This window comes from Paenibacillus sp. J22R3, from assembly GCF_056269305.1.
On record NZ_JBWDNS010000002.1, the window covers coordinates 1,093,620 to 1,106,446 of the forward strand.

6 protein-coding genes are annotated in these 12,827 nt (G+C 46.7%); all 6 read left to right on the plus strand.

Features of this window, described 5'->3' with window-relative positions:
* Positions 1–74 precede the first annotated feature (74 nt).
* The 6 genes from AC0YN4_RS12925 (at position 75) to AC0YN4_RS12950 (ending at position 12,723) form a co-directional block, all read left to right on the plus strand.
* On the plus strand, positions 75–1,688 hold the full coding sequence (locus tag AC0YN4_RS12925; RefSeq protein WP_475780125.1) for a response regulator transcription factor: 1,614 nt from the start codon (positions 75–77) through the stop codon (positions 1,686–1,688).
* Positions 1,685–3,421, plus strand: coding sequence for a sensor histidine kinase (locus AC0YN4_RS12930; protein ID WP_475780126.1), 1,737 nt, complete (start codon positions 1,685–1,687; stop codon positions 3,419–3,421). The genes AC0YN4_RS12925 and AC0YN4_RS12930 overlap by 4 nt, the downstream gene beginning before the upstream one ends.
* Positions 3,422–3,593: 172 nt before the next feature.
* On the plus strand, positions 3,594–4,541 hold the full coding sequence (locus AC0YN4_RS12935; protein WP_475835957.1) for an ABC transporter permease: 948 nt from the start codon (positions 3,594–3,596) through the stop codon (positions 4,539–4,541).
* 9 nt (positions 4,542–4,550) lie between these two features.
* Positions 4,551–5,450 (plus strand): carbohydrate ABC transporter permease, encoded by a 900-nt coding sequence (locus tag AC0YN4_RS12940; protein WP_475780128.1) that lies wholly within the window; start codon positions 4,551–4,553, stop codon positions 5,448–5,450.
* Between the two features lie 289 nt (positions 5,451–5,739).
* Entirely contained in the window at positions 5,740–7,746 is a 2,007-nt protein-coding gene (locus AC0YN4_RS12945; RefSeq protein WP_475835958.1) for a type 2 periplasmic-binding domain-containing protein, read from the plus strand.
* 147 nt (positions 7,747–7,893) lie between these two features.
* Entirely contained in the window at positions 7,894–12,723 is a 4,830-nt protein-coding gene (locus tag AC0YN4_RS12950; protein WP_475835959.1) for a CBM35 domain-containing protein, read from the plus strand.
* The last annotated feature ends 104 nt before the right edge of the window (positions 12,724–12,827 follow it).

The following is a 12,827-nucleotide window of genomic DNA, read 5'->3' on the forward strand; positions in this document are numbered from 1 at the left end:
AACATCTTGCTATTAAAACGCTTTCACTATATTTTTATGGTAATGCATAGAAAAGGGTTTTGAGGGGGACTAGCATGTATCGAATGTTCATCGTGGATGACAACAAGTACGAGCGCAATGGTCTTAAAAATCATATTGATTGGGCATCGCTAGGCATTGAAGTGGTGGCAACTTTCCCGAATGGCGCGGAAGCGCTGGAGCGAATTGATGAACTCAAGCCGCATCTCATCGTAACCGATATTGCGATGCCGATCATGAACGGGGTACAGCTGTCCGAGCAGATTTATCAGCGTTATCCTGACATAAAAGTCATCTTCATCAGCTGCCACAGTGATTTCGAATTCGCCAAGTCAGCCGTCGATCTAGGCATCTATGGTTATGTCCTCAAACCGATTATCGCGGATGAGCTCGTCACAGCGGTCAAGAAGCTTGTCCATGATATCGATATCAAGCATTCGCAATCGATGGAGAAGGAACGCATGCTGCAGCAGCTGGAGATGATGCTTCCGCTCGTGCAAGAGCAGTTCTTCAAGGAGCTGCTGCTCGGCAATTTCCACAATGAGGCGGATATTATCAAACGGATGGCGTTCCTCAAGGTTGCCGTCCGGCCGCATGACCGGATCCATGTGCTGTCGATCCAGCTTCATGAAGCGGAAGAGCAAGCCACCGATCATGGCGTGGCGGATGCCTATTTCGTCTCCTACTCCGTCAAGAGAAGCATTACCTCCTTAAGCACGGGCAATCGTTATATCTATCCGATTCAATTTTCCCCCTTGGATTATGCCGCCATTATCTTCGAAGCTGATGATGAAGACAACATGATGAATACAGCCGTAGAGATCAGCATGGAGATTAGCAGAAGAGTCGAGCTTACGGCCATCACCGGAATCAGTAAAGTTTCCGAAGAAATCGCAGCTATTTCAACCCTTTATAAGCAGGCCCAGAAAGCCGTACATACCCGGTTCTACAGCGGCAGCAACCCGATTATTACCTATGAAGAAATCGAAGATCGCACGGATGTCCCATTCGAGGATCTGCCGAATCTCGAAGCTGTTTATCAGGATTTGAAAACCCTAATGATCTATAGCACCGCAGTGGATGTAAGGGAGTTCGTGGACAAATATTTAGGCGAACGTGTATCTCGGCATGATGCCAATTATGTGAAGAACTTTGCTTTCATGGTTGTGAATATTACTCGGATTATTCTGCAGGAAGCCAATCAATCCTTCCGCGATCTGGCCGAGGACGACCTGCTGGTCTGGAAGCAATTCAGCCAGCCGGATACGCCGGTCAATGTCAGCGAGAAGATTTACCAATGGCTCATGACCATTATCGATCGGTTATCGGAGAAGAATACGAGCAAGAATACGAAGGTTGTCGACACGATCAAGGATATCATCAAGACGAAGTACCACGAGCAGATCACGATCGAGGATATCTCGAAATCGGTCTACTTAAGCGGCAGGTATGCCAACGCGCTGTTCAAGAAGGAAGTCGGCAAAACGATCTTCGACTATGTCATCGAAGTGCGAATTGACGCGGCGAAGAAGCTGCTTAAGGACAAAGACAGCAGAGTAGCTGCTGTTGCCGAAGAGGTCGGCTACATGAATACGTCGTATTTCTGCCTTGCATTCAAGAAGAACGTCGGGATGACGCCTGCTGAATACAAGAGCAAGGTTGTCTTATGATCGGGAAGCTGACGTATCGCCACAAAATCGCCGCTATCATATTCGTGTTCGCTTTTCTGCCTATGATCATTCTCGGTTCCTTGATGATTCAGAAAGTGTGGAGCGCCAAGGTGAAAGACATTATTAACAAGAATGATATTCAGCTGACAAGCAGTGTGAATGGAATCAACAACCTGCTGTCCTCGAACATGGATAAGCTGATGGCCATTAATAACAACTTCTACATTTACAATTATTTGGATACCAAGACGGATCAGAACCTCGTAGGCGTTATGAACTTCAGCGACTATTTGCAAAGCGTTATTACTGCGATGAAGTCCGATAATCCGACCGTTAACTTTCAGATCTATTCGATTGAAGATACCGAGTATGACGGTGATTACTTAAGAAGCATACAGAACCTGGAGAATGTGCGAGAATCGCCAAATATGAGTTTGAAAGATGAAATTCTGCACAATGATGATTCCCAGATTCTATGGAAATATCGGACGATCAAAGCCAAATTCAGCGCCGAGGAAAACACTTATCTGTTCGGTTATAAGAAGATTATGTCGCTTGGTACTCCGCTGGCCATCATTGAATTGCAAATTCCGGTGCAGCAAATTTCACGATTCTTTACTTATGATATTCCGGCTGGGAGCTACATCGTTTACGAGGTCGATGGGAAGAAACAATGGGTAAAAGGCGGCGGACTCGAAGCGGTTCCGGAGGGGAAGCCGGTAAACGACTATTATCTGATCAAGAAAGAGCTTAAGCCGGGCATCGGTGATGTTTCCATGTTTGTTCCCAAAAGTCTTGTGCTGCAGGAGTTAAGAGGTTATTTGATCACTGCTCTTATTATTTTCATCCTGCTCATGGGAATTCTCTTCGTTACCGTCGAGATGGTTTCTTACTTCTTGACCAAGAAGCTCGAGGCACTCTTCAGGAAAATGAACACAAATGTCGAGAGCTTAATCAGCAGCGATAGCTTCGTGCCATTCGAAGAAACCGAGGATGAATTCGGGAAAATGGGCCGTGTATTCTACGAGCTGACACTGCGAATTAAGGAGTACTACCGCCAAATTACCGATTATGAGCTGGAGAAGACGGTACTGGAGACACAGCTGCTGCAGGAGCGGTTCAATCCCCATTTTCTGTACAATACGCTCTCGACCTTCAGATGGATCTATAACGACCCGAAGGTTCATGAGGTCGTGGATTCGATGGTGAAGTATTACCGCATTGCCTTGAACAAAGGAAGCAGTATCATTACGATCGAGCAGGAAACGGAAATGATCCGGGAGTATTTGCGCCTGCAGATGTTTGCCTATGGCAATGAATTTGAGTATGACATTCACATTGAGGGTGACACCGGTCAGCAGCTGGTACTCAAGAATCTGCTCCAGCCGATTGTGGAGAATGCGTTTCTGCATGGGATAAGCGGACGTGAATCAGGCGGTCTCATTACGATTCGGGTCAGCACTAATGACGATAACGAAACGATCCGCTTCGAAATTGCAGATAACGGACTGGGTATGGGACCTGAGAAAATCAAGCGAATACTGGATGGAACGGAAGAAAGCAAATACAGCGGCTATGGGATGAAGAATGTTCGCAATCGAATGGAAACCTATTACGGCTCAGGATACGGCCTTGAAATCGAAAGCGAACCCGGACGAGGGACGAAGGTCATTCTTACGACACCGTCCAATTACAAGGCTGATCGGATGGATGTCAAATCCATTTCAGCGTAATAAACGATGACCTTATTCCGACCACCATATCGGGATAAGGTCATTTTTGTGAAAATAAGGAGATCCTTATTCTGTTATTTGTAATCCGTATTTTTACTATTTCCATAAATGAAAGCGTTCTATAATTCAATCATACAAGAGAAAAGCTAGTGACGAGAGAGGAGGGAATATGTTGAAAACGATTGCAACTCAAGTGCCTATGAAGAGAACGGTACGCGCCAGACTGCTTAGAAACATTCAGACGAATATGTTTGGTTACCTGCTAATGCTGCCTTCCATCGTTTTGACCTTCATATTTTCCTACTTGCCGATGCCAGGATTATTGTCAGCCTTTCAAGACTACAATATGTTCGCCGGATTATGGAAAAGTGATTGGGTTGGATTGGTGCATTTCAAGGAAATCTTCCAAATTCCACTGCTGTGGGGGTCCATTATTAATACGCTGAAGCTGAGCGTACTCACCATTATCGTCGGATTCCCGGCGCCGATCTTACTGGCGCTCATGATAAATGAGTTGAAGAACGGCTTGTACAAGAGAAGTGTTCAAACACTGACGTATTTGCCTCACTTCCTATCCTGGATCGCAGTAGTTGGACTCTGCTACTCCTTCTTCGACTCCTACGGACCGCTGAACGATCTGCGGGTTGCCATGCTTGGACCGGATACGGAGAGGGAAATGTACTTGTCTCAGCAAGGATTATTCCTCCCCTTGCTGCTGCTGCTAAGCGTGTGGAAGGAAGTCGGCTGGGGAACGATCGTATATCTCGCAACGATAACATCGATTGATCCGCATCTCTATGAAGCCGCAAAGATGGACGGTGCCAATCGGTTCAAACAGCATCTGCATATTACATTGCCGGGGCTGAAGCAAACGACGATTCTACTGCTGCTCTTTACGCTCGGAACGCTGTTCGCCAGCAATTTCGAGCTCGTGTATGGGATGCAGAACGCATTTATTAACTTCGATGTTATCGCGACCGTTATCTTCTCCTCGGGTATACAACAAGGCAGCTATTCCTTAGCTACTGCGGTTGGATTCGCACAAGGATTGGTCGCATTGCTGCTAATCATCATTGCAAACAAGATAGCCAAGAAAATATCAGGCGTATCGATATGGTAGGAGGTCCGGATGAGTCACGAATCTAGTGCATACAAACTATTTAAATACGGGAACATCAGCCTCCTGTTCATCTTGGTCGTAGCGATGATATTCCCTTATGTGAATGTACTCGCGGTAGCCTTTAACGATCCGATGGATTCGCAATTCGGAGGTATCACCTTCTGGCCGCGTGTGTTCACGATTGATAATTTCAAAGTGCTGCTGAAGAATAAGGATGTCATTACAGCAACCGGCATATCGGTACTGCGGGTGATCATCGGAACGCTTATTGCGCTGGTCGTCCAATATATGTGCGCCTACGCCTTTACGATAAAGGACTTCAAAGGTAAAGCAATTGTCCTGATGTTCCTGATGATCCCGATGTATTTTAACGGTGGACTGATCCCGCAATACCTGCTCTTCTCCAAAATGCACATGCTGAACAGCTTTCTGGTTTACGTACTTCCGGTTTCGTTCAGCTTATACAACATGGTTATCATCCGGTCATACTTGTACAGCATCCCGGGAAGTCTTGCAGAATCTGCACGCATTGACGGTGCGAATGAGTTCATCATTATGTTCCGAATCTATGTCCCATTGTCCATGCCGATTATCGCGGTTCTGGCCTTATGGAGTGCGGTGGGTCATTGGAATGATTGGACGACAACGCTGTATTTTATAACCGACAAGCATTTGTATACGCTTCAATATATTCTGATGCAAATCTTGAGGGAAGGCGAGAGAGTATCGAAGCTTATGGAGGAAGCAATCCGAATGGGTACGATGACAACGAGCACGCCTCGCCAAATGACACCGGCCGCGATTCGGGCAGCTAATATCATTATTACAACCATCCCGATTGTCATTATCTACCCTTTCCTACAGAAGTATTTCGTACAGGGCATTACACTCGGAGCCGTGAAAGAGTAAACGAGTATAGCAGGTCATCTATTAAAGGTGGTGAGGCCTACAGTTGTCTGTGATAAGGTAGTAATGGGGATTACAAGTATTGGAGATTAAGGGGATCATACATTGGCAAGGCCATGAAAAAGAACATATCAAAAGAGCGAAAGCGGGCTAATCTGTCGCCAAACCTACTAGCCGGCCGATCTCATGAATATGTTCTCGAGATTGTAGCACTTCTATTATCGCATATCTTTACAAGCTCATTCCATACCTAATTTGATCAAACGGCTACATAAATAAGGGAGGATTATGTGTGAAGAAGAAACTTTCAACAGGCGTACGCCTATCGCTGACAGCAGCATTGTCTGTGGCCATGCTGGCGGGCTGCTCGAATAATAATAATGAACCAGCTAAGAACGATACAAGCGCTGCCACAAATACGAATAAGGAAGCTGTAGCAGACAATACAACGAATGCAGCGAACACGACTGAAAATGCAGCTCCGGCCGAGCAATTCTACTATGATATGTATGATAAAGTATCAGACAGCTCGGACTTCCCGGATTGGAAAGGGAAACAGCTGAAATTGAAAATGTGGTATTCACACGGTACAGGCGAGCCTACTCATAATTCAGCAGAGCAAGACGTTGTAACCCCAGAAGCAAAGCGGGTTACCGGCGTTGAGATCGACCAAGAAAACTCCTTCGATAACGGCGGCCAGGATTTGAACGTGAAGATGGGCATGCTGAACGCGGCCAACGATTGGCCGGATATCGTAATGAGCTCGGATACGACAGCATTGGCTGACCTTGTAAAGGCAGGAAAGGTATACGATTTGACAGAAGTCATCTCCAAATATGCACCAAACCTGGCGAAGAGAACTCCATTCGACAAGCTTCCAAAAGTACTGGAAAATATTACAGTCAAAAATTTGGATGGCAAAACCTATGGCTTCCCGCTGGAACTCGGCGATCCGGACAACACGTTGAAAGTGCTTGATCCATCCTTCGTAAGTCCAAACTCGCAACAAGGACCAGATGGTATGGGATCGATCTGGGTACGTGATGACCTGCTGAAGAAGCTGTACCCAACAGCCAAATCGCAGGATGAAATCGATGCCTTGTACGTGAAGAATGGCGGCAAGTTTTCGAGAGAAGAGCTGTACGATGTGCCAATCAAATCGAAGGAAGATGTCTACAAGTTCCTTTATGACATGCAGGCGCTGATCAAGAAAGAAGGCATTAAAGAGAACGGCAAGCCAGTTGAAACGACCTATGCTTTTGGCGGCGGCGACAACTGGAGCACGCTGACGATGTTTCAAACGTACTTGAACCGTCTTCCTGCTAATAACAACTACTTCACCTATTATGACAAACAAACGAAAAAAGTAGAGTTTATGTTCCAACAAGATTGGTTTAAGGATACACTTCTGGAATTCAATAAGCTGGTTCGTGATAAAGTAATGGATCCTAAATCGCTGCTTGAGAACCAAGCAACGCATACGGAGAAAATGAATAACGGTCAATATGCGGTAGCTTATCTGTGGGATACTCCGGATGCGAGCGTATTGCAAGCAGCTGGCAAGAAATTCAGATACAGAAAGCTGTTCATCGATGCACCGACGAATACCGATAAGTTCATCTCCCCAACCGGACCTAGCGGCAATAACCAAAGCATCTTGATCTTCAAAGACAAAGTAGCGGAAGAAGATTTGCCGCAAATCGTGCATTACCTCGATTACATGATCTCTGAAGTCGGCGAGAAAATGTACACTTGGGGTCCTAAGAGTGCAGGCTTGTTCGATGAGAAAGACGGCAAGCGCGTATTTAAGGATAAAGACCTTGAAGATGCAATGGTGTACAACAAAGACAATGGTGCCAACAATAAGTATAACCTGCATAACAACAGACTCGGTTCCTCATCGAAACAATGGCCGCCATACCCAACTTACATGTGGGGCGGTTCCAGTGTGACACCTGGCTATGCTTACGACAGAGTGTTGTCCCCAGCCGATGGCTTGAATTTCTTTAACCCAGGTAACTTGCCTAACAATACAACTTCAACAATTACGACAACGGTTAAAGTTGACCCAGCGATTTGGAATTTCTTTGGTCCGGTAGCTAGTGCAGATAAGTTCTGGAAGGGCAGAGATGCATTCGAGAAAGCACTGACCAAAACAATGGCTGCGAAAGACGATGCACAATTCGAAGAATTGTGGAAAACGTTCAGCGACATTGCTACGAAGAACGGTGCAACGGATCAAACGCTAAAAGAAATCAATGATTACTTCTTGAAAGGCAACGAAGGTATGTTGCCGTAACGCATAGCTTCTTAGAATAACGCTCCCTGGCTATATATGAATTTATCGTTCATGTGTAGTCAGGGATCTCTTTTGCCTTTTTTCGTGAAAATGGCTTTAAAATCGCCCGTGAGTGAAAGCGATTACAATTATTTAGGAGGTTTGATCATGTCCGCATTGCAAGGAAATAAGAAGAAGCTGCTGCGAGCTGCAGGCTCCACGCTGCTGGCAATGACGATTATCGTTCCTTTTCTCGCTCCTATCGAGAAGGTCCAAGCCGAAGAGCTGGGTTATTATGTCGGCGGTGCCAACGCCTCGGACAGCAATCCCGGAACATCCGCCGAGCCGTTCGCAACGATTCAGAAAGCAGCTAGTGTAGCCGCGGCCGGCGACACGGTATTGATCCGCAGCGGGACTTATCGGGAGACGGTTACGCCTGCCAATTCCGGAGCCGAAGGCAGCCCGATCGTGTATCAGCCTGATGGCGATGCGGTTGTGACAATTAGCGGTTCAGATGTTGCAGATGGTGACTGGTCCGTCTATCAAGGTAATATCTATCAGAAGACGATCTCGCTTCCGGTAAACGGCTATAACGATCATATGACAACGAACGATACGCTGATGGCGAACCAAGTGTTCGTCGATGGCAAAATGATGATCGAAGCGCGCTGGCCGAACGTATCGAACTCGGATGATTTGATGAATCGTGCGGATTGGAGAGAAGCGAAGAATGGGACTTGGGCTTCAGTAGGCACTGGTATGACTGTCGATGACACGGCTATTCCAAATATCGAAGGCGGCTGGGTTGGCGGACAAATGTGGATGACAGGCTGGTTTATACCGTCGACCGCACAAATAACGGCTCAGACCGGCACGAAGCTGACGCTATCGAAGAATACGGTTGAAGCATTCCGTGATTATTACTATCTCACAGGTAAACTAGGCGCGCTCGATAGTGCGAAGGAATGGTTCTATGACGGGACGAAGCTCTATTTATGGGCGCCGGATGGGAACAGCCCGTCCAACGTTGAGGTAAAGAAACGTAATTACGCTTTTGACTTAAACAACAAATCCAATATCACAATTAACAACATTCATGTAGAAGCGGCTTCATTGGTGACGAATGGCAGCAGCTCAAACATCACCATTGACGGGCTGAAAGCCAAATATATCAACCACAGCGTAACACTGCCAGGTCCGGATTTGACCTATTCTCACTCGGATGAAACCGGCATTAGACTGATTGGTGCCGGAAGCAGCATCAAGAACAGCGTTATCGAGTACAGCTCCGGAGCGGGTATCGTACTCGGTGAAGGCAATTCGGCGAACAACAACTTGGTTCATGATATTGCCTATGATGGAACCTATGCGAGCGGTATCGTTCCGAAGCCGTTTACCGGCAATCAGATCATTACGCATAACACCATCTACAGAACAGGCCGTTCCAGCATCGACATGTACAACAATCCGAATGTAGAGATTGGCTATAACGACTTATACGATTACGGGTTAGCCAATATGGACTTAGGTGCGGTGTACTCTTCCAGATCCTCCGATCTAACGGGGACGCGAATTCACCATAACTGGATTCATGATAACAAAGCACCTTATAATATCCCGGATACCGGTATCCAAACCGGTGTTTACCTCGATCAAGGATCGGGTCCGGCACAAGTCGATCACAATGTCCTCTGGAATAATATGATTGACTATTACAACCAGCATGAATTTGGTGAAGGCAAGCCCATCAAGATTTTTAATACCTATAACAATACGTTCGGTTCAATGGCAACAGCGTCTTACACCACTTACACAAGCCCGGCGATCGATGTGAATCAGAATAACATTCACCGTGATGCCATTCTTTCCGTAGATAATGCGATTAATACCATCAGACAAAAGACAGATCCTAAATTCGTCAATGATGGTCATGGCGGGCTGAAATACCGCCTGAAAGCAGAATCTCCTGCCGTGGATCATGGCGGTATTGTTGCCGGCGTAACGGATGGTTTTGTAGGGACAGCTCCCGATATCGGAGCTTACGAGCTGGGCGGCGATGAGTGGGTACCTGGCTATACGGCCGACGGTTACGTACCGACTTATTACGCTACAGAACAACCGCTCGAACCAACACCTCAGCCTCCGACGCCTCCTCCTGTGCTTGGCATGGTTACGATCGATGATGCAGAGACAGGGACCGGTGAATTGAAATATGAGTTTGTCGGCACTTGGAATTCAAGCGCAAATGACAAAGCATATATGGAAACCGATCATTACAACAACAAAGCTGACGATTATTACCAAGTAAAGTTCACCGGAACACATATCCGCGTGTACGGGGAGAAGAACAACGGCTTCGGTATTGCTGCCGTTTCCATTGATGGCGGACCGGAAACATTGGTCGATACGTATAGTGCGACGCGGTCGGTTAATACATTGCTATTCTCCAGCGAGACACTTCCGCTCGGCAGCCATACGTTGAAAGTCCGACTGACCGGAGAGAAGAATATAATCTCCGGCGGAAATTGGGTAACTGCCGATCGCGTAGTCGTAACTACGGGAACGGTGACGGTGGATGATAATGAGATTGGTACAGGTCTCTATAAATACGAGTTCGTAGGCGGTTGGAATTTGAGTCCAAACGATCAAGCATATATGGAAACAGACCATTTCAGTGGAACTACAAACGCTTACTATCAAGTGAAATTCAACGGTACGCAAATTCAAGTATACGGGGAGAAGAACAGTTCATTTAGTATTGCGGCATTCTCTATTGACGGTGGCGAAGAAACGCTGGTTGACAGCTACAGTGCTGCAAGAATTGTAGATACGCTGCTTTACACCAGTGCGGAGCTGCCTAAAGGCGAGCATACGCTGAAGGTCAGATTAACCGGAACGAAGAACGTGAACTCGGGAGGTTACTGGCATACAGCGGATAAGGTTGTCGTTATTCTAGGTTCTGTTGATGCACAAACCGCAACCGTTGACGATGATGACACCGGTACAGAAGAGAATCAATATGAATTTGTCGGCTCTTGGAATGCAAGCGCGAACCTCGAAGCTTACCTTCAAACCGACCACTTCAGTGGAACAGCAAATGACTATTATCACGTGAGATTCACGGGTACACAAATTGAAATGTATGGCGAGAAGAACGATGCCTTTGGTATTGTCGCCGCATCTATTGACGGCGGTCCTGAAGTACTGATCGATCTCTATAATCCGACACGTAAAGCCAATACGCTGCTTTACACAAGCCATACGTTGTCTAACGGAAGCCATACACTTAAAGTCAGAATTACCGGACTTAAGAATGCATTATCGAAAGGCATCTATACAACGGCAGACCGTGTTGTTATTACGAGCAGTGATATTGAGGCTGCGCAGACATTAACGTTCGACGATACGGATACTGGTACGGACGAGAATCAGTATGAGTTCGTAGGCTCTTGGAATGCAAGCGCGAATGGTCAGGCTTACTTGGAAACCGATCATTTCAATGCAACAACGAATGAATACTACCAATTTAAATTTACGGGTTCCCAAGTGAAAGTATACGGAGAGAAGAACAATGCCTTCGGTATCATTGCGGTCTCCGTGGACGGCGGACTCGAAACGCACGTTGACTTGTATAATGTTTCTCGCAGTGCCAATACGCTGTTGTACACAAGCCCGGGCTTACCGCTTGAGCAGCATACGGTGAAAGTGAGAATTACCGGTAAGAAGAATGACAACTCTGGTGGCACTTATACGACCGCTGACCGAATAGTCATTACAACCAGCGGAGCGATTGATGAGCCAACGCCTACAACGGTACCTGCACCGGAAGATCCAACGGATCCTACAGATCCGACAGATCCGCCGGCACCGACTCCAGAATCGGCTCCGGACCCAGGGGTGGTCTATGAAGCTGAGGCTGCTTTACTTGAAGGCGGTACTGCTGTAGCTACCAACCATGACGATTATACGGGAACAGGCTTTGTGGATAGCTTTAACGGTCAAGGAGCGTCAGTAAGCTTCACCGTGAACACCTTTGCGACCGTAACGAAGGATGTTACGCTTCGTTATGCCAACGGTGATTCCGATATTCGGTCGCTCAGCGTTTATCTTAATGGCGTCAAAATCAAACAAACGAGCTTGATGGGTACCGGCGGCTGGGATGGTTGGGGTTACAAAACCGAGCAATTGGTCCTGCAAGCAGGCGAGAATACCATTACCTACAAATACGACGCAGGCGATACGGGTGCTGTAAACGTCGATAACATCAGCATTCCATTGGATGCGAATCAAGAACACGCACCAGGCATGAAGTATGAAGCGGAACTTTCCGCATTTAGTGGGAATGTCAAAGAAAACACCGATCATCCCGGTTATTCCGGTACCGGATTTGTTGACAGCTTCCACGGAGATAACCCATCCCTTACCTTTACGGTTAATGCAGCTGCGGCAGGCAGCAAAGATGTGACGATCCGTTACGCTGACGGCGACGATGACAGAACGTTGTCTGTATATGTCAACGGAACGAAGCTGAAGCAAGTGCATTTCTCCGGCACCGGAAACTGGGATACATGGGGCAATCGAACCGTGAAGCTGACACTTGCCGAAGGAGAAAACACGATCGCCATTAAGAAGGATGCCGGCGATACGGGTCTCATCAACATCGACTATATCAGCATTGCAGGTGAGGAAGTTATTGAGCCGGAACCGACAATTCCGTTTGAAATCATAAACGGAAGTTTAGTTGGTAAGAAAGGGTTTACGGCAGCAGTGACCGTCAAACCGGTTGGACAGCATTCTGGTAATGAAATTATCGTATTTGAGCTGACAAAGAAAAACGGCAAGAAAACGATAAAAACCGTAACAAAAGATATTACGACTGAGCAGCAAGTGTCAGTGGTTTTCAACGAGAATGGGCAGCATTACACGGTGAAAGTGTATGTGAAAGGTGAAGACGGAACATTGCTTTCGGAAGCGTCCGTATTTGTGCAGAATGAATAACTAAGTTATCAAGCTTGTATAACAGGTTTTACCGGGAGGGCTGTGGTCGTATTTGTAAGACTATTGCCCTCCCGTCATTATAGTTAATTCCACCTAAAGGGGGT

Excerpts from the sequence above, each read along its gene's own strand:
- AC0YN4_RS12925 (WP_475780125.1), top strand. The coding sequence starts at position 75 with ATGTATCGAATGTTCATCGTGGATGACAACAAGTACGAGCGCAATGGT.
- AC0YN4_RS12930 (WP_475780126.1), top strand. The coding sequence starts at position 1,685 with ATGATCGGGAAGCTGACGTATCGCCACAAAATCGCCGCTATCATATTC.
- AC0YN4_RS12940 (WP_475780128.1), top strand. The coding sequence starts at position 4,551 with ATGAGTCACGAATCTAGTGCATACAAACTATTTAAATACGGGAACATC.
- AC0YN4_RS12950 (WP_475835959.1), top strand. The coding sequence starts at position 7,894 with ATGTCCGCATTGCAAGGAAATAAGAAGAAGCTGCTGCGAGCTGCAGGC.